At 47.0% G+C, this 21,728-nt stretch carries 24 protein-coding genes; 22 read left to right on the top strand and 2 right to left on the bottom strand.

Going from position 1 to position 21,728, the window contains the following annotated elements; translation table 11 throughout:
* Window positions 1–18: 18 nt before the first annotated feature.
* Window positions 19–951 carry a DNA-3-methyladenine glycosylase 2 gene (locus ACQ5DJ_RS25900; protein WP_429844948.1) on the bottom strand — a complete coding sequence of 311 codons (933 nt, stop codon included), beginning with the start codon at window positions 949–951 and terminating at the stop codon, window positions 19–21.
* A 169-nt stretch (window positions 952–1,120) separates the two neighbouring features.
* Here ACQ5DJ_RS25900 and ACQ5DJ_RS25895 point away from each other — a divergent pair, with 169 nt between their 5' ends.
* The 20 genes from ACQ5DJ_RS25895 to ACQ5DJ_RS25800 all read left to right on the top strand — a co-directional run bounded on the left by ACQ5DJ_RS25895 (window position 1,121) and on the right by ACQ5DJ_RS25800 (window position 18,386).
* Window positions 1,121–1,675: a bifunctional transcriptional activator/DNA repair enzyme AdaA gene (locus tag ACQ5DJ_RS25895; protein WP_429844947.1), complete on the top strand. Its 555-nt coding sequence runs from the start codon at window positions 1,121–1,123 to the stop codon at window positions 1,673–1,675.
* A gap of 120 nt (window positions 1,676–1,795) precedes the next feature.
* Window positions 1,796–3,001 (top strand): serine hydrolase domain-containing protein, encoded by a 1,206-nt coding sequence (locus ACQ5DJ_RS25890; protein ID WP_429844946.1) that lies wholly within the window; start codon window positions 1,796–1,798, stop codon window positions 2,999–3,001.
* Between the two features lie 17 nt (window positions 3,002–3,018).
* Entirely contained in the window at window positions 3,019–4,125 is a 1,107-nt protein-coding gene (locus ACQ5DJ_RS25885; protein WP_429844945.1) for a threonine aldolase family protein, read from the top strand.
* Window positions 4,126–4,144: 19 nt separating this feature from the next.
* Window positions 4,145–4,360, top strand: coding sequence for a hypothetical protein (locus ACQ5DJ_RS25880; protein ID WP_429844944.1), 216 nt, complete (start codon window positions 4,145–4,147; stop codon window positions 4,358–4,360).
* On the top strand, window positions 4,357–4,698 hold the full coding sequence (locus ACQ5DJ_RS25875) for a GNAT family N-acetyltransferase (RefSeq protein WP_429844943.1): 342 nt from the start codon (window positions 4,357–4,359) through the stop codon (window positions 4,696–4,698). Before ACQ5DJ_RS25880 ends, ACQ5DJ_RS25875 begins: the two co-directional genes overlap by 4 nt.
* Before the next feature lie 61 nt (window positions 4,699–4,759).
* Window positions 4,760–5,332: a TetR family transcriptional regulator gene (locus ACQ5DJ_RS25870; RefSeq protein ID WP_429844942.1), complete on the top strand. Its 573-nt coding sequence runs from the start codon at window positions 4,760–4,762 to the stop codon at window positions 5,330–5,332.
* A 109-nt stretch (window positions 5,333–5,441) separates the two neighbouring features.
* On the top strand, window positions 5,442–5,777 hold the full coding sequence (locus ACQ5DJ_RS25865; protein ID WP_376900230.1) for a DMT family transporter: 336 nt from the start codon (window positions 5,442–5,444) through the stop codon (window positions 5,775–5,777).
* A gap of 19 nt (window positions 5,778–5,796) precedes the next feature.
* The gene (locus ACQ5DJ_RS25860) at window positions 5,797–6,111 is read left to right on the top strand and encodes a DMT family transporter (protein WP_069852705.1); all 315 of its coding nucleotides are present in this window, start codon (window positions 5,797–5,799) and stop codon (window positions 6,109–6,111) included.
* 167 nt (window positions 6,112–6,278) lie between these two features.
* A complete protein-coding gene (locus tag ACQ5DJ_RS25855; RefSeq protein WP_429844941.1) occupies window positions 6,279–6,422 on the top strand; it encodes a hypothetical protein in 144 nt (47 codons plus the stop codon).
* Between the two features lie 35 nt (window positions 6,423–6,457).
* Window positions 6,458–6,961, top strand: coding sequence for a DinB family protein (locus ACQ5DJ_RS25850; RefSeq protein WP_429844940.1), 504 nt, complete (start codon window positions 6,458–6,460; stop codon window positions 6,959–6,961).
* Window positions 6,962–7,378: 417 nt separating this feature from the next.
* The gene (locus ACQ5DJ_RS25845) at window positions 7,379–7,891 is read left to right on the top strand and encodes a hypothetical protein (RefSeq protein WP_429844939.1); all 513 of its coding nucleotides are present in this window, start codon (window positions 7,379–7,381) and stop codon (window positions 7,889–7,891) included.
* A 17-nt stretch (window positions 7,892–7,908) separates the two neighbouring features.
* Window positions 7,909–8,472, top strand: coding sequence for a hypothetical protein (locus ACQ5DJ_RS25840; RefSeq protein ID WP_429844937.1), 564 nt, complete (start codon window positions 7,909–7,911; stop codon window positions 8,470–8,472).
* Between the two features lie 554 nt (window positions 8,473–9,026).
* Window positions 9,027–9,665, top strand: a complete 639-nt coding sequence (locus ACQ5DJ_RS25835) for a nitroreductase family protein (RefSeq protein WP_429844936.1) — start codon at window positions 9,027–9,029, stop codon at window positions 9,663–9,665.
* Between the two features lie 22 nt (window positions 9,666–9,687).
* Window positions 9,688–10,638, top strand: coding sequence for a ring-cleaving dioxygenase (locus ACQ5DJ_RS25830; protein WP_429844935.1), 951 nt, complete (start codon window positions 9,688–9,690; stop codon window positions 10,636–10,638).
* A complete protein-coding gene (locus ACQ5DJ_RS25825) occupies window positions 10,635–11,252 on the top strand; it encodes an alpha/beta hydrolase (RefSeq protein ID WP_429844933.1) in 618 nt (205 codons plus the stop codon). The genes ACQ5DJ_RS25830 and ACQ5DJ_RS25825 overlap by 4 nt, the downstream gene beginning before the upstream one ends.
* Before the next feature lie 236 nt (window positions 11,253–11,488).
* Window positions 11,489–14,539 carry an efflux RND transporter permease subunit gene (locus ACQ5DJ_RS25820; RefSeq protein WP_429844932.1) on the top strand — a complete coding sequence of 1,017 codons (3,051 nt, stop codon included), beginning with the start codon at window positions 11,489–11,491 and terminating at the stop codon, window positions 14,537–14,539.
* A gap of 20 nt (window positions 14,540–14,559) precedes the next feature.
* A complete protein-coding gene (locus ACQ5DJ_RS25815) occupies window positions 14,560–15,816 on the top strand; it encodes an efflux RND transporter periplasmic adaptor subunit (RefSeq protein WP_429844931.1) in 1,257 nt (418 codons plus the stop codon).
* Window positions 15,817–15,832: 16 nt separating this feature from the next.
* The gene (locus ACQ5DJ_RS25810; RefSeq protein ID WP_429844930.1) at window positions 15,833–16,513 is read left to right on the top strand and encodes a response regulator transcription factor; all 681 of its coding nucleotides are present in this window, start codon (window positions 15,833–15,835) and stop codon (window positions 16,511–16,513) included.
* Entirely contained in the window at window positions 16,510–17,919 is a 1,410-nt protein-coding gene (locus ACQ5DJ_RS25805; protein WP_429844929.1) for a sensor histidine kinase, read from the top strand. Before ACQ5DJ_RS25810 ends, ACQ5DJ_RS25805 begins: the two co-directional genes overlap by 4 nt.
* Window positions 17,920–17,945: 26 nt before the next feature.
* On the top strand, window positions 17,946–18,386 hold the full coding sequence (locus tag ACQ5DJ_RS25800) for a hypothetical protein (protein WP_429844928.1): 441 nt from the start codon (window positions 17,946–17,948) through the stop codon (window positions 18,384–18,386).
* Between the two features lie 42 nt (window positions 18,387–18,428).
* On the opposite strand, the gene ACQ5DJ_RS25795 is transcribed toward ACQ5DJ_RS25800, so the two are convergent.
* The gene (locus tag ACQ5DJ_RS25795) at window positions 18,429–18,803 is read right to left on the bottom strand and encodes an ArsR/SmtB family transcription factor (protein WP_035290894.1); all 375 of its coding nucleotides are present in this window, start codon (window positions 18,801–18,803) and stop codon (window positions 18,429–18,431) included.
* A gap of 142 nt (window positions 18,804–18,945) precedes the next feature.
* On the opposite strand from ACQ5DJ_RS25795, the gene ACQ5DJ_RS25790 reads away from it, so the two are divergent.
* Together ACQ5DJ_RS25790 and ACQ5DJ_RS25785 are read left to right on the top strand one after the other, a co-directional pair.
* Window positions 18,946–19,242 (top strand): hypothetical protein, encoded by a 297-nt coding sequence (locus ACQ5DJ_RS25790; protein ID WP_429844927.1) that lies wholly within the window; start codon window positions 18,946–18,948, stop codon window positions 19,240–19,242.
* Between the two features lie 190 nt (window positions 19,243–19,432).
* A complete protein-coding gene (locus ACQ5DJ_RS25785) occupies window positions 19,433–21,688 on the top strand; it encodes a heavy metal translocating P-type ATPase (RefSeq protein WP_429844925.1) in 2,256 nt (751 codons plus the stop codon).
* Window positions 21,689–21,728 lie beyond the last annotated feature (40 nt).

Genomic DNA, 21,728 nt, shown 5'->3' with positions numbered 1-21,728 from the left:
GGATAGAACCTCCTTTGATTAATAAAGAAAACGCCATAAATAAAAAGTAGCGTACGACTCCCAATTCGTCCAAGCCTTGGACAGCTCTCGTATTTCTGCTTTTGTCGGCTTTTTTTCTTTGCCTAGTAAAAATTTGATCGCATTGTGCAGGCCGACATCATCAATGGGAAAAGCAGAGGGTATTCGCAGACAGCGCATGAGCACATAGTTGGCCGTCCACGGTCCAATCCCGCGGATGCAGGTCAAACGTTTTTCCGCGGTTTGATAATCTCCTCCGTCCCATAATAGCTCTTTCGATAGTTTCCCTTCAACGATGAGTTGTGCGACGTCAATCAAATACTCGCATTTCTTGGTCGTCATGCGCAATCCATCCAGATCAGCGACGGATAATCCGGCGATTTTTGCCGCTGTGGGAAAAAGCCAATACGTCTGTCCTTCGAACTCTACCCGTCTTCCGAATGTCTCTACCAACCGCCGTTTAAGCGTGTACGCATAGGTCAGGTTAATTTGTTGTCCAATGATTCCCCAACTGAGTGCTTCAAACAGGTCGGGAATGCCCATGGTCCGCAGCCCGTAGAACTTTTCAACGGCCTGCTTTAGAAGAACATCCCCTGCGGCAAGCTCATAAAACGGAACCAGGTCTCGATCGAGATCGAACCAATCGCGGACATAGCGTGCTACCTCTATCCGGACGTTTTCAGTGGGAAGCGAAGGGCTGAGAAAACGTACAGTCAATCCTTGATCGTTATCTGCGTGAATTTCGACCACTTGTGGATCTTGTTCAATCGGGATGGCTTTGTAGAGGCGCCCGTTTTGAATGTGAAACATGCATTCGTTGGATGCTCTGGACAAGTATTGAAGATTTTGCGAAAAACTGAATTCCGTAGGTACGGGCAAGATTATTTCTTCTCTATTATCGACCCAAGCCTCGTGTGATAGACCGCTTGTCATGCGAAAACCTCCTGTCTGACTTCCTCCTAGTTTTATAACAAAAAAAGCAATACTGTCATTTCGTTATCTTGCTATTTTAATCTTCTAGTAGTACGGATCACGTAGCGTGGGGGTATACTGTCGGTAAGAGCAAGCGATTCGATAACGGCTATGGCAAAGGAGATGAAATGTGTTGGAGGAACGGGTAACCGATGAGCGGTGGCATGCCATTATTCATAACGATGCGTTTTACGATGATCAATTTTTTTATGCGGTTAAAACGACGAAGATCTTTTGTAGACCGTCGTGCAAGTCGAAGCCGCCGAAGAGGGAGAACGTGCGGGTTTTCCAAAATGCAAGCCAAGCCCTGCGGGAAGAGTTTCGTCCATGTAAACGATGCAAACCCACGGGAGAGAGGTTGCCTGATCGTGAGTGGGTGGCACAAATTACACAGTATATTGATTCTCATTATAACGAAAAGCTGACGTTGGAGCATTTGGCTGATATGTGCCATGGCAGTCCGTTTCATTTGCAGCGAACGTTTAAGAGACTCATGGATATGACGCCCGTGGAGTACATCCAGAAAAAACGGATAGAAAAGGCGCAAGAGCTGCTGGTTCATTCGAACAACCAGATCGCGGATGTTGCGCAATTGGTGGGAATGTCGAATACGCCGTATTTTATCACGTTGTTTAAAAAAATGACGGGTAAGACCCCGAGTGAATATCGCCAACAGTACGTCTAACAACAAACGACATAAGCTGCTCGTGAAATGTGATATCTTAAAGGTAAGAAGCATCTGCATCCGAGAATAACCACCACTTCCATAAGCGTTTTTTTGAAAACCGGACGGAGGGGTTAAGGGATGAGCAAGGGAGCATTTTCATTAGACAGACTCGGACGCATGCATGACAGGCTGAGTGGCTATGTCGAGCGCGGAGAACTGCCAGGACTGGTCTCACTGGTTTATCGTAAAGGCGAGGTGCATGTCGATGCAATTGGCACGCAATCACTAGAGGGCGGAGAACCGATGCGGCGTGACACGATTTTTCGCATTGCTTCCATGACGAAGCCGATTGTTGCCGTAGCCGCCATGATTTTGGTGGAGGAATGTCGGCTACGGCTGGATGAGAGTGTAGATCGATGGCTGCCGGAACTGAGTCAGCGCCAGGTGTTGCGTAGAATCGATAGTACGTTGGATGACACTGTACCAGCCAAGCGCCCAATTACGCTGCGCGATTTACTTACCTTTCAGCTTGGATTCGGATACATCATGGCTCCCCCGGATGTGTACCCCATTCAGCGCGCCATGGCAGAAAAGGGATTCGTCCCTGGACCGGACCTCCCTACAAAATCACCAGATGAATGGATGAAGCAGTTCGAAAGCTTGCCACTGTTCCACCAGCCGGGAGAATCATGGGCGTATCATATAGGATCGGATGTATTAGGTGTACTGATTTCACGCGTAACCGGACAATCATTGGAAGCATTTTTGCAGGAACGTATTTTTGAGCCGCTTGGCATGAAGGATACCGGATTTCATGTTCCGGCGGAGAAGCTGGATAGGCTGCCACCGAGCTACATGAGTGATTACAACAATGGAGGACTGAAGGTTTACGGTGATCCGAGAACGGGTCAGTGGAGCAAGCCGCCGGTTTTCCAGTCAGGTGGGGGAGGGCTTGTTTCCACCGTGGACGACTATTTGGCGTTTTGCCAGATGATGCTGGGCAAGGGAAGTTACGGACGTGAGCGGATTTTGTCCCGTCCATCCATAGAGCTGATGACAATGGATCATCTGACCGCACAACAGAAGGCTGATTTCCACGTTTTCTTCGGTGGCCATAGCAGCTGGGGCTTCGGAATGGCCGTAAACATAAGGCGTTATGATCTGTGGACGGTGCCTGGGCGATTTGGCTGGGACGGTGGTTTCGGAACGTCAGCCTACACAGATCCGCAGGAAGAAATGATTGGCATTCTCTTGACGCAGCGTCTGATGGATTCACCACAACCACCTGGTGCTTTCCTTGATTTCTGGACCACTGCCTATCAAGCGATTGAAGATGAGAAATAAAAAGGAGCACTGCCAAAATGAGCGATATGAAATCCTTGCGAGAAGTATTTAAAAAGACCACTTATCAAATCGCCGGGCACAGCAAGAGAGACCTCCATCAATTGCAGCAGGTCCTGTCCAGGGTGGATGGGGATGTAGAGGGTGATATGTACGGAACAGGCGAACTCATCGAGAATTTCCAGAGTAAGATGGCCGAATATTTGGGCAAAGAGTCTGCCGTATTCTTTCCCAGCGGTACGATGGCCCAACAAATCGCGTTACGCATCTGGTGCGATGAGAAGGGAATCAAAAAGGTCGCCTATCATCCACTCTGCCACTTGGAGATTCACGAGGAGGATGGGCTCAAGGAGTTGCATCAGATTGAGGCAGTCTTGCTGGCGGATAAAGACAGAGTGATTGAACTGGACGATGTTCTCGGCATGGACGACGATATCGCGTGCCTGTTGCTGGAATTGCCACAGCGTGAGATTGGCGGACAACTACCCGCGTATGAGGATTTGGAGGCGATCTCCCGTTATTGTCGGGAAAAAGGAATTCGGTTGCATCTAGATGGTGCCCGGCTTTTGGAAATCCTGCCGTATTACCAGAAATCAGCCGATGAGGTATGCGCATTGTTTGATAGCGTGTACGTTTCCTTTTACAAAGGAATAGGTGGAATTGCCGGAGCGATCCTGGCTGGGGATGAAGATTTCACGAAGCAATCGAAGGTATGGAAAAGACGCCATGGTGGGGACCTGATTAGTTTGTACCCGTATATTGTCACGGCAGAATACCATTTTGAGCAGAGAAAACATAAATTCACTCAATATTACGAGCATGCAAAAGAGCTGGCGGGATTGTACAACCAATGCCAGGGGATATCCACGAGACCGGCCGTGCCTGTATCCAACATGTTTCATGTGCACGCAGATTTGCCGAAAGAAGAGCTCGAGCGTATCATAATCTCACTTAGTGAAGAGACAGGGATTGGCTTCACGCATTATGTAAGACAGGACGACGAATCTTCTAGCTCCTATGAGGTAAGTATTGGCGATCGGTATGCGATGATCCCGAAGGAAGAGCTAGCATTGGCATTCAAAAAGCTGAATCAGAAAATAGGGGAACAGAAATCAAAAGCCGAGTAAATGAATCAATTTCGGGGTGGTGGCAGTCTGGTGCTTACAGATTCATACCGGGCTGCCGCGAATTTTGCCGGAAGAAGAGAAAGGAACTGATATGTTCATTATCAGACCGTACGATAAAAGCGACTACCCTTCGATTATGGCTTACGATTTGCCGCTAGAACAAGCGATCTACACGTCTATGCCAGTCGATATCATGAAGTATCTCAAAATAATTCTGATCAGCAGCCCTATGTGATTTTATACCAAGGTCATCTAATCGGCTGTTTTGCCTTATTCACGCCACGCACAGGTAATCCCTACACACCAAATGATCAGGCGATTATTTTCAAGTCGTTCTCGATCGATTCCCGTCATCAAAAGAAGGGCTACGCCTTGAAAGCATTACATAGCCTGTCTGACATCGCGAGAGAGCATTACCCGATGCGGAATGAAATTGTGTTGACGGTTCATCATACAAATACCCCGGCGATTCAACTGTATAAAAAGGCAGGGTTTGTAGATCAAGGATTAAGGTATGCGGGAGAATATGGCGAGGAGCTGATTTTTCAGCTGGATTTGACAGTTTCAAAATGAATTGATAAAATGAATGACAGTCAGTCAGTTGTAATCGTTCGGTTAAAAGGAGGGAAGTTACTTGGCGGTCAGTAAAGACGATAAATATTCCAAAATCCTCAACGCGGCAATCGAGATCATATCGGAAAAAGGGCTGGATAAGACGTCCATATCCGATATCGTAAAAAAAGCAGGGATTGCCCAAGGGACGTTTTACCTGTACTTCTCATCCAAGATGGCTCTGGTCCCAGCGATTGCAGATAATCTGCTGACGATTACCTTCCAGCGGATCAATGATAAGCTACAGGGAAAAAAGGATATCGAGAGCGTTCTCGAAGTTTTGGTTGATGAGACCTTTTCCTTTACCGATGAATACAGGGATGTCATCATCCTTTGCTATTCCGGATTTGCACTTGATAATTCATTGGAGACATGGGGAATGATCTACAAGCCTTTTTATGAGTGGATGGAAGGCGTCCTCGTGCAAGCAATCAGTGATAACGCCATCTTGAAAGATATTGATGTAAAATGGACGGCCAAAATGATTATTACGCTGGTCGAGGCCACATCAGAACGCTATTACAGCAGCGATCAGAAGAATGTAGCACCAGATGAATATAAAGCGGAGATGCTTCGTTTTGCAAAAGATCACTAGGTATCCAATAAAGAAGTATTGGAGCATATCCAATTCTTTTTTATTTGGCAAAAAATGACTGACGTTCATTCATTTTCAAATGAAACATAAACATCAAAGAGGTGATCACATGGCATGGTTTTATTTAATCATTGGCGGAATGATCGAAATTGCTTGGGCATTGGGACTGAAGTTCTCGGATGGATTCACGAAGCCCGTAGTGAGTGTCGTCACGGTTCTATTAATCGTAACCAGCTTCTACTTTTTTGCTCAGGCAATGAAGAGGATTCCAGTCGGAACTGCGTATGCGATATTCACGGGGATTGGTGCAGCGGGAACGGCCGTCGTTGGATTTACGTTTTTGGGTGAAGGTGTATCTTTCTTGAAAATCTTTTTTATCCTGTTGCTGCTCACGTGCATTATCGGATTGAAGCTGTCGAGCAAGCCAGAAGAAGAGAACGCATAACAACTTGGAGGTGGACAGCATGGCATGGGCGATGTTGATTATTGCTGGTTTCGCAGAAATTGGTGGAGTGATTTCGTTAAAATTAACCGAAGGATTTACAAAATGGAAGCCAACGGTTGCTTGTTTGATCTTCGCAAGTATTAGCTTTTACTTGCTCTCGTCTGCTGTACAGACGCTCCCGGTCGGAACAGCTTATGCTGTATGGACGGGCATTGGCTCAGCAGGAAGCGTACTGGTAGGGATGTTGTTTTTCAAAGAGTCGAGGGACAGGAAGCGGATTCTGTTCATTACAGGGATTGTCATCAGTATTGTTGGTTTGAAGTTCATCGCTTAATGATAGCTAAAAGCCCCTTTCTGGCAGCGCGGTAGCTGTAAGAAGGGGGCTTTTGATTAGGTTTTCACTGGTTCGCCTGTACGCCAAATCGGGTAAACAACTGCCAGATCAGCTCTCGTCTGCTGGATTGTGGTAGTCGGAGGGTCTGGTCATGTAGGGGCAACCATATGCAAGTAGCAAAATCGCTGTATGAAGAAGCGTTTCCCCCACTGAGTCCACCACATGAACAACTGTTTTCATTAGAAAAAATGAGATATTGGTTGGAGAAGGAAGCATCACTGACCATATTTGTCAGGGAAGCGGGTCTATGATAGAGCTATCGACGAACCAAAGAGGGGGCTTTATCATGACGCACTATGCCAAAAACATGTACGACTTTCACAAGTGGGCAAATCAAACCTTAATCAATCGCTTGAAGGAACTTCCGGAAGGTGTTTACGAGCAGGAGGTCCAAAGCGTTTTTCCGACCGTTTCAAAAGTGATGGAGCATATTTATATGGTGGATCAAACCTGGCTTCTCATATTGCAGGGGATGGATATGCAAATGGCCATGAATGAGACATGGCAGCAAGAGAAGAAAATTACGGGAAAAAGCTTGGAGGAAGTAGAGCAGTTGTATGCCGAACTGGTCGAGCAATACAGAGCTTTTCTCAGCCAAGAAGAAGATTTGGAGCGGCGCATTGTCCTTGATAACCCGTACACGAGAGTACGCGATACGAGCTTGGCAGAAATCATCATGCAAGTGGTCAATCACGGAACGTATCATCGTGGAAACATAACGGCGATGCTTCGCCAAATGGGGTATCCTTCTGTCATGACCGAGTATGCTCTTTATTGGTACGAAAACTGACATACGGAGCCTTGAAAAGTTAGTGTTCGGAACTCTTTCGACCTTCACTCCCACTTTGTTAGGAGTAAAGGTCGAACCAATACTAAGAAAATCGATATGTACTTGTTTTCACGAGAACAAGCCGTAGCAATTGTCATGCTGATTCAGCCAAAAGTCATAAGTTTTACCTACGCAAATGGCAACTTATATTCCTCAACCTCTTCACTTTCCTAGTGTTTTTTCCACCAAGTAAATTGTAAAGATATAGAGCTACCTAACAAACGCCCTCCTAAAGTCTCTATAAAACCAACTGAGTAATATAAACCTATGAAACCTAGTCATGCTAACGGATATAAAATGGATATGAAAGAAAATACAAATTATTGAAATAAATTAAAATTATTGTTATTATTATTGTAAAAATTAGGAAAGGATTGATTGAATTTGAAAAAATTTCAAATGGGATTGTTCTCGGTTATTTTTGTACTAAGTTTTTTAATGTCAACTGTTTTTGTTTCAGCGCAAGACGATTTTTGCGGTGTAAAAGCTGGTAGTTATATGACCTGCAACAATAATCTTTCAGATACAAGTGAACTGGCCTATTATAAAAACAAAAAAGCAGATTATGTTGAAGCACCAGATGCATATTCTATAAAATTTGTAAGTTCAAAATGGACTCCAGATGTTCGACGTGGAGACCCTATCTACAAAAATTTTTATATTTATTCACCACACGATAAAAAAACTATTTACAACACTTCCGACCACTCTGGGAAACATTTGCTCGACTATAGCAGTCTATCTGTGGGGCCAAATAAAAAAGCCGGTTATTATCCTGATAAAAATCCCCAAACTTTTTTAGTTATTCAAAATGCCCCACCAGTAGCTTGTAACTCTCAACCATGGGATTGCTCTAGTATGGAACAAGCAAGTGAATTTTATATCAAATGACTAAGGAGGTTTAACTCATGAAAATTCTAAATACAGTTATCGGCGCAGGAATAAGTTTATGTCTTGGAGTAGCTTGCTCGGTAGCTTACGTTCATTTTCTATCAAACCCCGTAGTAGTAGCAGCTGAACAAGAAAGCAATGACAAGGAAGGTAAAGTTATTAAAACAATAGAAGTTAATGAGGCTCTAAAACAAATCGATTTTGATGTCAAGCAGCCAGGTAATTTGCCTTTTGAACCAACAGGCAGTTATGCGCAAATTATGGAAATAGGTGAGAATAAGATTTTGGAAATAACCTATGTAAATGAAGATACTGGGGAATATGCAACAGTCAATGTTTCCGATGCAAATATCGTTCCTTTTAGTGATGAATACGACCTTGCAACTTTGAAAGTTAATGACGATAAAGAAAGTAAATACATGGATAATAGAGTTGTTCAAGTTTTATATTGGAAGGATTCTGATTTATCCTATAGTTTAACACTTTCAAGTGGTGATAAAGGAAAAACTAAAACTGCTCTGCAATCTCAAGAATCCTATACACCAGAAGAATTGAAAGAAATAGCAGAGTCATTTGATTAATAATTACAGCAGTAATAATTCTTTATTAGAATTATTACTGCTGTTTCACATTAAAGGAACGGGGGATGAGTTAAAGTGGTGTGGACTGTTTTTATCATTGCTGTATTATACATACCTATTTTTTACAGGATTAATCGAAGGTTAAACGATTTAGAGAATAAAGTGGCTGAGTTAACTGAACGACTAAAATGATAAGGGGATATTTATTCTACAGTTGGAGTAATAACTAGTAAAACGAAAGAAAAGCACGTTGGGAAGCGTCTAATGGTTCCATGAGTTACTTAGTCTAATCAGATATCCGTCAATCATGTCCGAGTATGCTGCTTATTGGTACGCTAACTAACAAGAGCTTAGGCTGGAAGAGATTTCATTCTTCTGGCCTTGGGCTGTTGACAAGGGAGAATTTTAGTCCTATAATTATCTTAAATTCAAGATATTAATTTTTGTAACATCTTCATCCTACTTCCCCAAGCAGGAACATTTTTAAACGCTATTATCTTTAATTTAAGATATTAAAAAATGAATGAGATAGAAAAAATCGAGGAGGAAGTCCCATGAGTGAATTCACTACCCTTGTAAAAAACAGAAGATCCGCAAACAAGTTTCTAACTGACGTAACGATAACACCTGCTGAGATCGATGAAATCATGTCGCTGGTCAAATTCGCGCCATCTGCATTCAATTTGCAGCACGCCCACTATGTGGTTATTACTGACCCAGAAGCAAAAGAGCGTGTATATGAAGCGGCATATAGACAATATAAGGTAAAAACCGCTTCGGCAGTTGTGCTTGTATTCGGAGACAAGGATGCGTACCAAAGTGTAGAGCGCATCAATGAAGGTCTTCTTCATTTAGGAATCATGGATCAACGCGAGTACGAGCACAACAATGCTTCTGTCAGAACGATGTACGAGTCTGGAGGAGAGCAGTTCAAGCGCGATGAAGCGATCCGCAATGCCAATTTGTCCGCAATGCTGTTCATGCTCGCTGCCAAGGATAAGGGCTGGGATACTTGCCCGATGATCGGATTCGACCCAGCAGCCGTCCAAGAGATAGTAAAGGTTCCAGACAGCTTTGTGCCAGCTCTGATGATCACAATTGGAAAAGAAGATACATCCAACCAGCGTGTCAGAGGGTACCGCAAGCCCGTTGGAGAGTTCGTGAGCTACAACACATTCCAAGCAAGTAAATAATAATTAGAGGAGGCTATTCAAAATGACACAGCAAACAGCAGGGATTCACCATATCACAGCTTTTGTCACAAGTGCCCAAAATAACGTTGATTTTTATGCAGGTTTTCTCGGATTGCGCATGGTGAAAAAAACGATCAACTTCGATGCGCCAGATGTGTATCATCTGTACTTCGGGAATGAGGTCGGCAGTCCAGGTACAGCAATCACCTTTTTCCCGTGGGAATCTGGTCGCCGCGGACGCGTGGGCGGTGGGCAGGTTGGCTATACGACTTTCTTGATTCCGGTGGGGGCGTTTTCCTTCTGGGAGGATCGACTGAAAAAATTCGGAATCGAGTACCGCCGCATGGAGCGTTTTAACGAAACGTATCTGCAATTTACGGACAGAGACGGCTTACAGCTGGAGATCGTGGAACGTGAAGGCGGCCCAGCGAGCAATTGGTCCTTTGGCGGAGTGCCGGCTGACAAGGCGATCAAAGGCTTCGGCGGAGCGATCTTGTACAGCATGGCTCCAGCCCACACGATGGATGTTCTCGAGAGACTGATGGGACTGACCAGAGTTGGCGAAGAAAACGGCCTTGTCCGTTTCCAGGCTCACGGCGATTTGGGTAATGTCATTGACGTGAATGCCGAGCCGATACCGAGAGGAGAAGGTGGCGCAGGAACAATTCATCACATCGCATGGCGTGCCATAGACGATCAGGATCACCAACTTTGGCAGCAGCGCGCGGCTCAATCCGGTCTCCATCCGACAGATATTATTGACCGTCAATACTTTAATGCCATCTATTTCCGCGAGCCTGGCGAGATTTTGTTTGAGATTGCAACCGATCCTCCAGGCTTTGAACGAGATGAGCCATTTGAAACATTGGGCGAAAAACTGATGCTCCCCGAGTGGTATGAGCCACGTCGCACCCAGATTGAGCAAGGCTTGCCGACGATTACAGTCAGAGTGTTGGAGGAAGATAAATCATGAATATGAAGCATATTTTCCGAAAAGGAACCGATCCAGAAGCACCAACACTGTTGCTGCTACATGGAACAGGTGGAGATGAAAACGACCTCTTGCCACTGGCCAATCGCATTTATCCAGGCGCTTCTGTTCTGAGTGTCCGTGGGAATGTTCTCGAAAACGGTATGCCGCGATTCTTCCGACGCCTAGCAGAGGGTGTTTTTGACGAAGAGGATTTGGTCCACCGCACGCAGGAGCTGCATGAGTTTTTGGATCAGGCGGCGGTTACGTATCAGATCGAGCGAGACAATATCGTGGCAGTCGGCTATTCGAACGGGGCGAATATCGCAGGGAGTCTTCTGTTCCATTACCCGAATCCCCTAAAAGGGGCGATTCTTTACCATCCAATGGTTCCACGCCGTGGGATAGCTCTGCCTGATATGTCAGCCATTCCGGTGTTCATCGGAGCGGGCACGAATGATCCGATTTGTACGGCACAAGAGACGGAGGAGCTGAACCGACTACTGACAGAAGCAGGTGCTGACGTGACTGTGCATTGGGATTCATATGGTCATCAGCTGACGGTGAAGGAAGTAGAGGCTTCGGCCGCGTGGTTTACAGAGATGTTTCGCAAGTAATCGATGAGTAACAAGAGCGGCGGGCCCTGGTGCCTGCCGTTTTTTTGTGCGCGCAAACGGTTGTTTTTCCGGGAAAGCGGGACGCTTTCCGCTGCGTTAAGCATTTGTGTAACAATTTTTGGGGAACAGCAGCATTCGTTCATCTGTCGTTCATATTACTTCCTTATATTTGTCAACAGAGATACCCGTTCGGTGTTTATGTGCGGATGGGTTAATAGAAGGGAGGCATACGATTCGTGCAATGGCTGACCCGATTATCGTTAAAAAATCCAGCCTTCGTTGTGATCATCTGCTTACTTGTCATCGTGGGCGGTATATACTCTTTTGCCGTCATCAATGTTGAAAGTGAACCTCAGGCCAAGCTAGGGATGATCACTGTTTCGACGGGTTATCCGAATGCTTCGGCAAAAGATGTCCTTGAGGATGTGACGAAGCCACTGGAGAAAGCAATAGATACAGTGAGCGGAGTTAAAACGTACATATCTAGCTCTCAGGAAAATCATTCTCTGCTGACCATTTCGATTGATTCATCCGCAGATATGGAAAAGGTACAGGATGAGATCGAAAAAAGTGTGGCAAACACAAAGCTACCCAATACAGCAGGTAGATCGAAAGTGAAGTTGCGCATGGTTGGTTCGGAACCAATGTACTTCTTGGCAATAAGCAATCAGGAGCAGAAGCGCAGCGATGAAGCCTTTTATCGGTTGGTAGAGGATAAAATCGTCGAGGAGCTGCAAGCAATCAAAGGTGTAGAATCAGTCGAAGTTATTGGAACACAGAGCAAGATCATACGCATCAACCCGAGGCTAGAGGTGTTGCACTATTATGGCATGACGGTTTCCGACCTGAGACAGAGTATTGCAGCTCAGCACACAGCGCAGACTGTTGGCAGTGTTACAGGGGATGGGCAGGACTATATTGCCCGCGTTTCCAATGAATACACCAGTCTGGCAGATCTGCAACGGACGAAAATACCTTTGCCGAAAAAAGCGAATAGCGTCGGGGAGCAAGGGTACGTGGAGCTCGGAAGTTTGGCAGATGTCCAATGGGAACTGGATCGTACATCGATTAGTCGATTGAATGGAAAATCCGCAGTGGCGGTGCAAATCACGAAAACAGCAGAAGGAAACATCGTGGAAATCAGCGACACGATACTGGAAAAGCTGGCGGACTATCGAACGAAGTACCCTGATTTATCGATGGAGATGGTGTCGGACCGCTCTGATTTTGTAAAGAGCTCAATCGGCGGCATGGCAAAAGAGGGGATCATGGGCATTTTCATGGCAATTGCCGTCATCTTTTTATTCCTGCGCAGTGTGAGAACGACGATGATTGTCGTCGTTTCGATTCCGCTCTGTGTGCTCGTCAGCGTCATTTGCATGCAAATGAACGGCATTACGCTGAACATCATGAGCTTGTTCGGGATGACAGTAGCAATCGGGAGGGTAGTCGATGACAGCATTGTAGTGATCGAGAACATTTTCCGGCGCTTTCAACATGAGCCGCGAACCAAAGACACGATTAGGAAGGCAGTCAGCGAGGTAGGCAATGCGATCACTTCCTCGACACTGACGACAGTCGCTGTTTTTTTGCCCATCGCGTTTGTAAGCGGGATGCTGGGCGACTTTTTCAAACCATTTGCAGCCGCTGTCTCCTGGTCCTTGCTGGCTTCCTTACTCGTTGCGGTAACCGTTGTTCCGCTATTGGCCAGCATCACGATGTCCAAGGATGGTGAAAGAGAGCATCGAGAGGGTTTTATCTCGCAAAAGTACGTGGCTTTTCTTAAACGAGCACTCGCACACAAAGGAAAGGTTGCCCTGGTGACCTTGCTGTTGGTAGGTGGGAGTGTGGGGCTAGCTTCACGGCTGCCCACAGGATTTTTACCTGAATTGAATATGAATCTGCTGTATATCAAAGTCAGCATGCCGACAGGGACTTCGCTTGATACGACGAGCGCAAAGATACAAGAGATTGAGCAAACGATACTCCAGGAACCGCAAGTGATGTACGTCCAAAGCAAGATGGGAGCAGTCGATGATGCAGCCAAACGATCCCATCTGGCTGATATGACGATCAAGCTAAAGAGCGGTTCCGATGAGGATGCGGTACAGGCACAGCTGCGCAAGCGTGTAGAGCCATTGATTCCGCCAAATGCGCAGGTCACATTCAGTAAGCCAGCAGCTGGCGGTCAAGGTGGCTATCAGCTCGTCCTCTATGGCAAGGATATGTCTACCTTGCAGACAGCAGCGACAACGATCAAAGCGACGCTCAAAGAAAATCCTCAACTCGCAAACATCAAAGACAATGTATCCAATCGAAGCAAGCAGGTAACCATCAAAGTCGATCGTGATCAAGCGCTGCGCTGGGGACTAACGCCAGAGCAGGTGGCAAAAGAAGTGAGTGTTGCCATTGGTTCTACCCAGTTGAAAAATCTCAGGCAGGGTGAGAAAGAATTCGAGCTTGTTTTTGGAACCGGGGAATTGGCTGAGCTGACAGATTTGCCGAGGATTTGGATAAAGTCGCCTTCTGGACAGCAGGTGTCTCTGGAGGAAATCGCCACGTTGCAAAAAGTAGACGTAACGCCAGAGCTTCTTCAAAAGGACGGGGAGCCGTACATCCAGATTACCGCAGACATCTTAAATGATGTGGACAAAGGGGGAGTCGCAGCGAAACAGACACGTGAGCTGCAACAACTCGCTCTGCCAGATGGTGTCAAGATGAGTTCGGAAGGCGTTCAGCAGGATATGCAAAAAGGTTTTACAGAAATGATCGCCGCCATGGGTGCAGCCGTGTTTCTCGTTTTGCTGGTACTGGTCGCTTCCTTTGGTAATCTCTCGTCTCCCATCGCAGTTCTCTTGTCGATTCCACTTGCATCCGTAGGAGGGTTACTCGCGTTGTGGATGACAGGCGGAGTAATGGATATGACGGTCATGATCGGTTTTTTGATGCTGATTGGAATCGTGGTGACGAATGCCATCGTGTTGATCGACAGGGTCCAGCAGCATATAGAAGAAGGCATCTCCGTGCGCGAAGCGATTATCGAAGCGGGCAGAACACGCCTTCGGCCGATCATGATGACAGCAGTGGCTACCATTGCAGCCATGTTACCGCTTGCGCTTGGTTTTTCAGAAGGGAGCATGCTGTCCCAGGGATTGTCGTTTGTCGTGATTGGCGGGTTACTTTCATCCACCTTGATGACACTGATTGTCGTACCTGTGGGGTATGAAGCACTCTATCGCTTTACACATCGCAAGCAGCAGGCAAAACGCAGAAATTTGGTCGCGTAAGACATGGGAGGAGTGTGCAGATGAAAAAGCAGTGGAGGTTCGGACAAACCGCATGTCTTTTTCTGATGATCGGACTCATGGTAACAGGCTGTTCTGGTGAGCAGGATACAAGCGAGCCAGTTAAACCTGTTGCAGCAGTTCCGGTAACGATACAAATCGCCAAGGAAGGAAGTCTGTCTGCCGACAAATCATACATCGGCAGCATTGTAGCCCAAGAGTCAGGCAATGTTGTAACGAAAGCAGCAGGGACGGTTACCAGGGTTTACGTACGGAAGGGCGATCTCGTAAAAAAAGGGCAGCTCATCGCGGAGTTGGACAATACGAAGCAACAGCTCGATTTAAAAGAAGCCCAGGCCAAGCTCGAATCCGCAACAGCTCGGCTAGAACAGGCAAAAGCGGGTCAAAGTATGGGTGATGGGAAGATTGCGTCTGCTGAATCACTTGCGGAGGAATCGCTCGCACATGCGAGAGAAAGTTATGAGCGAGTCAAAAAGCTGGTTGATGCAGGGGCATTACCAGTGGCCCAACTGACGTCTGCCGAAGAAGATTGGATTCGCGCCCAAAACGCCTATCGCACAACAAATATGGCGGATTTCAAAGACGAAGCGGGTATATCAATAGCAGAGGCAGACGTGAAAATCGCCAAAATCGCCGTAGAAAAAGCAGCAAAAGCGCAAAGTGATACGAAAGTAACAGCAACCATGGATGGAACCATCAATCAGCTTTTGATCGCGGTTGGGGATGTGATCGCCGTGCAGGGGAAGGTGGCCGAGCTTGTTTCTCTGAACAAGGTGAAGGTAGCGATAGAGATACCGGAAGATTCATTGGTGTCTATGCAAAAGGGAAGGAAGGTTCGGGTGTCTGTCCCAAGCGCCGGCTTGCAAGAAGAGGGGGAGATTTCGTTTGTAGGTGTGGGCTCTACTCCAGACGTGAAAGCATACCCGGTGGAAATTGTTCTGGGGAATCCTGCAGGAGTCATGCGCCCCGGTATGAGGGCAGATGTCTTCGTGAATCATACCGAAACTAAAAAGGGGAGCATCCTCCCGATGGAGTCGCTGATCGAAAAAGGAGAAAAGCAGTTTGTGTTCGTAATAAAAGAAGGGAAAGCCATCGAGCAAGAGGTACAAGTGCTTGAAAGCAATGCGAATACTGTCTTGATTGGTCAAGGCTTGAACGCTGGAGATGCCGTTGTTGTTTCCGGGCATGACGATTTGCAGGATGGTATACAAGTGAGTATCATTCAAAATAATGAAGCAGGAGAACCAGAGGGCGAGTAACAAGGGGGCCAGCTTGATGAAACTGACGATTCTGATTGCGGATGACGATCCACATGTACGTGAGCTATTGCGGTTTTATTTAGCAAAAGAGGGATACCACGTCTTGGCTTGTGTGGATGGAGATGAGGCTTCGCAGCTGTTGGAACAGGAATCTGTCCAGCTCGCCATCGTGGATGTGATGATGCCAGGCAAAAACGGCTGGGAGCTGTGCCGGGAGATACGGGAATTTTACGACCTCCCTGTCATTATGCTAACGGCAAAGGGAGAAGTGCGGGATAAGGAAAAAGGCTTTTTGGCGGGGACGGATGATTATTTAACCAAGCCATTTGAGCCTACCGAATTGCTGTACCGTATCAAGGCCTTACTGCGTCGCTATCAGATGGTCAGTAAACAAATCATCGTCATGAACGATACCGTCATCGATCGGATGAGCCATGTTGTGAAGGTGAAAGAAGAGTTGATTCATTTACCGTTAAAAGAATTTGAACTGCTTGCCCAGCTTGCCAGTTTTCCTGATCGGATCTTTACCCGAGATCAACTGTTGGAGCTCGTATGGGGCGGCGATACTGAGAGCGATAGTCGGACTATCGATGTGCATATTAAGCGGCTGCGAGAGAAATTTACGGAGAAAACAAATGACTTTGTCATTTCTACCGTTCGCGGCTTAGGCTACAAGCTGGAGGTACGAGGCCAGTGAAATCTCTCTACGTCCGCGTAGTTCTTACCTTCGTTGCAATTGTACTGATCAGTGGCACACTTGGATTTTTGTTGGCAAATGAGTATTATCAACGAAATCTGCGTGCTTATAATGAACAAAAAATCACGAGCATCGGACAGCAAATTATCGATTTGTATGAGCATAAATCCACACTCGACCTGCCCGCCTTCATGACCCATGTGGCCAATTTGAATTTTCAGCTGCATCTCGTGGATGAGAATGGCACAGTAAGCCAATTCGGAGCACCTTTTCGCGATCAGCAGATAGAACCTGCCATTGTTCAAAGAGTGTTAGCGGGTGAGACTTACAGAGGGATTACAGAAGAACAGCACGGCTTGTTTGTGACCGGATTTTTTGAAAACACGTTGACAAACAGCATCGGCTTGCCGCTTACAGCAGAAGGGAAAAAATACGCCCTGTTTGTACGACCAAATATTGAGCAGCAGTTTGGCGAGGTGCATATTATGTTTGCCTTGCTGCTGGCAGCGATGTTTGTACTTAGCCTAATTCTGATTTTGATATTTACCCGTTATTTGGTGAAACCGATCGAGAAGCTGAGCCATGCGACCAAAAAGCTGGCAGAAGGGCAGTACGATATCCACCTGGACATCGCTCGTCGGGACGAAATCGGCGATTTGGCCATGAATTTTTCCAAGATGACTGAGTCACTCAAACAACTGGACGAGATGCGCCAAGAGTTTGTCTCCAATGTCTCACATGAAATTCAGTCTCCATTGACATCGATCCAAGGCTTTTCCCAAGCCATCCGCAGCGGTGGTGTGACAAGCGAACAGCGGGAGACGTACTTGACTATCATCGAAGAGGAGAGCAGGCGGCTGTCTTCCTTAAGCAAACAGCTGTTGACGCTCGCTTCCCTGGACAAAGAGACAGGTCTGTACGAACCGACACGTTTTCGTCTGGATGAGCAGATCAGGCAAGTCCTCTTAATTTTGGAGCATCAGTGGCAACAAAAAAAGCTCACGATGGAGCTGACTTTACCGGAGACTTTCATCGTGGGTGACAAGCAACTGCTCAATCAAGTATGGATGAACCTGCTTGCCAATAGTATCAAATTCACCCCAACGGCTGGCTCTATTTCCATTGCGATTCAACAGGATACGCGAATCGGCGTGACCATTCGGGATACGGGGATCGGCATGTCAGAAGAAGAGCAGGAGCATGTCTTTGACCGTTTTTACAAAGGAGACAAGTCACGCAATCGGGAAGCGACAGGAAGCGGTCTCGGTCTTTCTATCGTGCAAAAAATTTTGCAGGTCGCAAAAGGTAGCATTCACATTCAAAGCCGCATAGGCGAAGGGACAACGGTCACGGTCAGTCTACCAACGGGTGAGCATCCTACTGCGAGAACGACAAACGAATCATAACGAAGCGAAGCAAGGGAGTGATTTCCATGAATATCGGCAGGCGTCTACTCGCCGCAGTCATATCCCCTTTTATTACCGGTCTGTATGCTGCGTTGATCATCTATAACTATCGTGATCCAAGTGCGCCGTATGGGTTCGGAAAAGAGTATTTGCTGGGTGTGCTCTTCAGCATGGCATTGAATCTGATTGTCTTCGTATGGCTGTCGGTATTCGTGGACGGGCTAGTGAATAGGTCGCAATTGATCGGGTGGAAAAAATACACGGTGCGTTTCGGTGGATATGCGGTCATCGGCTATGTGCCCGTGTTTATTCAATGGTTAGTGAGTGTTGATCCACATGCTGCCTTGTTTTATCCGCAGGCAACGGTTTTTGTGTTTGCTGCGATATGTTACTTCCTTATATTTGTGGGAATAGAGGCGATCAGGAAGCGGTTTACCCGGAAAACGAGTGTAAACCGCCATGGTTAATCAAATGTTTAAAATGCGGGAGTAACAAAAAAGCCCGAGCAATTAGGTAGCTCGGACAATGGTTTTCTGTTCTTTGGCGTGTTCAATTCCCGCAGATATGAGATGGCGTACATGGTCATCATCCAACGAGTAAAAAACGAGCTTTCCTTCTTTGCGGTACTTGGCTAGTCCCATGTTGCGAAGAAGACGCAGATGGTGGGAGGTGTTAGCGATCGAGCTTCCGATGATAGCAGCCACGTCACAGACACAGAGCTCGTCTTCCATCGAGAGGATGTGAATGATTTTGGCGCGGGTGTCATCGGCCAACGCCTTGAAGATTTTTGCTACCCCTTCTGATTCTGTGGCGAACGGCTTTAACCGATTTACTTTTTCCTCATCAAAACATTGGATTTCACAGATGTCATCCACTGTAACCATCACCTCATGCTCTACAATGTCCTACTATTATAGACATTTGCGGAGAAAGTGAAAAGGAAAAACGACATTTTCATAGCAGTGTAGTGTCCCTCTCTGTTTTCGTGTAAGATGAACATGATCTAAGAAATGGGGAGAGAATTCCATGAGTGCGCAACCAAAGTGCCCGAAGTGCCGTTCTGCAAAAATCGATTTGACGGAATCGATCAATAAGCCATTATACATAACCATTTATGTAGCGGTTTTGGCAGTGCTTGCCTTGATCGGCATTTTGGTGAAAGGGACTCCTGTCATCTTTTTGTTCCTCGGACTGTCAGGGGCCTTTATCCTGTTTGCCGTTCGTCTTGCCTTAGAAAAGCGTAAAGTAATCAAGTGCAAATGTCTGGACTGTGGGGAGCGTTGGCAGACCACCCCAACACCTGTAGAAGCCCGTACCAAGTAACAAGACTCCTAGGAATAGGGGTCTTTTTCTTTATTCTCGAGCTGTAAAAAAATGGGCGGAATATTCAAATCAATTCTTGAACGAACCAGAAGGATGCGATAATATAATAATTAAATACTTGTTTGAATGTTTGTGGATTGATTTCATTCGAAGCTGGGCAAAATAGATGCTTGGAAAAAGGTGAGAACAGATGGCAGAAGAACGAAAAAAAGAAGAGTGTTGCAGCGGGCATCAATGCGGCAGTGAGCATAAGCATGCTGGTAAAATTCTCACGGTTCTCGAGCCTGCGGCTGCGGCAACGGCAACGGCAACAGCAACAGCAACAGAAAGCGCAGGCATTCTTTCTTCACACGCTGTTGTCTATCGCGTTACAGGTATGGATTGCAGTTCGTGCGCCAAATCGCTGGAAAAGCATATGCAGGCGTTGCCTGCCGTAAAAGAGGTAAACGTGAACTTTTCCACGGGTAAAATGCAGCTCGTCGCGGATGGGCTGGAAGCCGATGTGGTGGTCAAGGAAGTTGCAAAGGCTGGATACAGTGCCATGCTACTTACGAGGCGAACCGCCAAAGCAGTACCGAAAACGGATCAAGCAGGAACGATACTGACTACCATTTCCGGTGTGTTATTGGCTCTTGGTTTTCTAGCTTCCCTTTCACCAAGCGTATCTCCACTAGTCGTTACTGTGCTCTATGCGTTGTCGATCATAAGTGGCGGATACCGACCTGCGCGCAGTGCTTTTTACGCGATTAAAAGCGGTTCATTGGATATGAACGTATTGATGTCTGTTGCGGCTGTTGGAGCAGCATTAATCGGTGAGTGGCTGGAGGGTGCAACGGTCGTCTGGCTCTTTTCTATCGGAAACCTGCTACAGACCAAGTCGATTGAAAAAACGCGCGACTCCATACGCAATTTGATGGATTTGGCTCCGCCTGAGGCGTGGGTCAAGGTGGGGGAGTCTCTTACCCGCAAGCCAGTTGAGGACATCGCTGTCGGCCAAGTCATCGTAGTGAAGCCAGGAGAAAAAATCCCGCTGGATGGTGTGATCGTACACGGGACATCGAGCGTCAATCAGGCGCCGATTACAGGTGAATCGATTCCCGTAGATAAGCTGGTCGGCGACAGTGTTTTTGCAGGGAGTGTCAACGAAAGCGGCGCGGTGGAGATCAAGGTAACAAAGCTGGTGGAGGATACGGCGATTGCCAGAATCATTCATCTCGTGGAGGAAGCGCAGGAGAAAAAAGCGCCGACTCAGGCATTCGTCGACAAATTCGCTGAGATCTACACACCAATCGTGCTCGTGCTTGCTTTGTTCGTGATCGTCTTCCCACCATTACTCGGACTCGGCACCTGGGGAGAATGGTTTTACAGAGGACTTGAGCTGCTGGTTGTTGCTTGCCCGTGCGCACTGGTCATTTCCACGCCAGTTGCGATTGTGTCTGCGATTGGAAATGCCGCGAGAAACGGCGTCCTGATCAAGGGCGGTACGTTTTTGGAAAAGGCAGGAGCGATCACCGCAATTGCCTTTGATAAAACGGGCACATTGACGGAAGGAAAACCACAGGTTGCAACGGTTATCGAGATGGGGGGAAGCGAAGACGAAGTAGTTTCGATCGCCAGAACGATTGAAGAGCGTTCTTCCCATCCGATTGCACAAGCGATTCTCACCTATGCGAAACAAAAGCAGGTCGCTTCCCAGAGTGGGCAAGATTTCAAGGCGATCGTCGGAAAAGGGGCGAGCGCTGTCATCGGAGCCGAGACATTTTATGCAGGGAAGCCCGCACTGTTTCAAGAGCTGGGAGTCGATCTGTCGGCATGGCAAACGAAAATCGAGTCGTTGCAGAGTGAGGGACATACGCTGGTGGTGATCGGTACCGCAACGAAATTGATCGGGATGATTGCCGTTGCTGACACCATTCGTGAGATTACGGTTAGTGCCATTGGCAAACTCAAGGCCGCAGGTATCGAAGACATCGTCATGCTGACTGGTGACAATGCGGGTACGGCGAAAAAGGTAGCGAACCAGACAGGCGTCAACCGTTATTTTGCAGAGCTACTGCCACAAGATAAGGTAGAGGCGGTCAAGCGACTCCAGCAAGAAGGCAAGGTCGTCGCCATGGTGGGTGACGGGATCAACGATGCGCCTGCTCTGGCATCAGCTGACTTGGGGATTGCCATGGGTGGAGCTGGTACCGATACGGCAATGGAAACCGCGGATATCGTACTGATGGCTGACAATCTCGAAAAGCTGCCACACACGATGAAGGTCAGCAGAAAAGCACTCACGATTATCAAGCAAAACATCTGGTTTTCGATCATCGTAAAGCTGGTCGCACTTGTGTTGATATTCCCAGGCTATCTAACCTTGTGGCTAGCGGTACTCAGTGACACGGGAGCCGCATTGCTGGTCATCTTAAACAGCATGAGACTCTTGCGGATGAAGGACTAAATAAAATAAGGGAGATGAGCTGTCGAAGCTCTCTCCCTTT

The organism is Brevibacillus sp. FIR094 (assembly GCF_050477165.1).
Lineage (GTDB): Bacteria > Bacillota > Bacilli > Brevibacillales > Brevibacillaceae > Brevibacillus.
The sequence above is the reverse complement of the archived record's forward strand: the minus strand, read 5'-3'. Positions and strand labels throughout refer to the sequence as shown.

What these genes read in the sequence shown, in the direction of transcription:
- ACQ5DJ_RS25785 (WP_429844925.1), top strand. Translation starts at nt 19,433, where the DNA reads ATGGCAGAAGAACGAAAAAAAGAAGAGTGTTGCAGCGGGCATCAATGC.
- ACQ5DJ_RS25790 (WP_429844927.1), top strand. Translation starts at nt 18,946, where the DNA reads ATGAGTGCGCAACCAAAGTGCCCGAAGTGCCGTTCTGCAAAAATCGAT.
- ACQ5DJ_RS25810 (WP_429844930.1), top strand. Translation starts at nt 15,833, where the DNA reads ATGAAACTGACGATTCTGATTGCGGATGACGATCCACATGTACGTGAG.
- ACQ5DJ_RS25800 (WP_429844928.1), top strand. Translation starts at nt 17,946, where the DNA reads ATGAATATCGGCAGGCGTCTACTCGCCGCAGTCATATCCCCTTTTATT.
- ACQ5DJ_RS25865 (WP_376900230.1), top strand. Translation starts at nt 5,442, where the DNA reads ATGGCATGGTTTTATTTAATCATTGGCGGAATGATCGAAATTGCTTGG.
- ACQ5DJ_RS25795 (WP_035290894.1), bottom strand. Translation starts at nt 18,803, where the DNA reads ATGGTTACAGTGGATGACATCTGTGAAATCCAATGTTTTGATGAGGAA.
- ACQ5DJ_RS25900 (WP_429844948.1), bottom strand. Translation starts at nt 951, where the DNA reads ATGACAAGCGGTCTATCACACGAGGCTTGGGTCGATAATAGAGAAGAA.
- ACQ5DJ_RS25890 (WP_429844946.1), top strand. Translation starts at nt 1,796, where the DNA reads ATGAGCAAGGGAGCATTTTCATTAGACAGACTCGGACGCATGCATGAC.
- ACQ5DJ_RS25885 (WP_429844945.1), top strand. Translation starts at nt 3,019, where the DNA reads ATGAGCGATATGAAATCCTTGCGAGAAGTATTTAAAAAGACCACTTAT.
- ACQ5DJ_RS25840 (WP_429844937.1), top strand. Translation starts at nt 7,909, where the DNA reads ATGAAAATTCTAAATACAGTTATCGGCGCAGGAATAAGTTTATGTCTT.
- ACQ5DJ_RS25825 (WP_429844933.1), top strand. Translation starts at nt 10,635, where the DNA reads ATGAATATGAAGCATATTTTCCGAAAAGGAACCGATCCAGAAGCACCA.
- ACQ5DJ_RS25860 (WP_069852705.1), top strand. Translation starts at nt 5,797, where the DNA reads ATGGCATGGGCGATGTTGATTATTGCTGGTTTCGCAGAAATTGGTGGA.
- ACQ5DJ_RS25835 (WP_429844936.1), top strand. Translation starts at nt 9,027, where the DNA reads ATGAGTGAATTCACTACCCTTGTAAAAAACAGAAGATCCGCAAACAAG.
- ACQ5DJ_RS25850 (WP_429844940.1), top strand. Translation starts at nt 6,458, where the DNA reads ATGACGCACTATGCCAAAAACATGTACGACTTTCACAAGTGGGCAAAT.
- ACQ5DJ_RS25815 (WP_429844931.1), top strand. Translation starts at nt 14,560, where the DNA reads ATGAAAAAGCAGTGGAGGTTCGGACAAACCGCATGTCTTTTTCTGATG.
- ACQ5DJ_RS25855 (WP_429844941.1), top strand. Translation starts at nt 6,279, where the DNA reads ATGCAAGTAGCAAAATCGCTGTATGAAGAAGCGTTTCCCCCACTGAGT.
- ACQ5DJ_RS25830 (WP_429844935.1), top strand. Translation starts at nt 9,688, where the DNA reads ATGACACAGCAAACAGCAGGGATTCACCATATCACAGCTTTTGTCACA.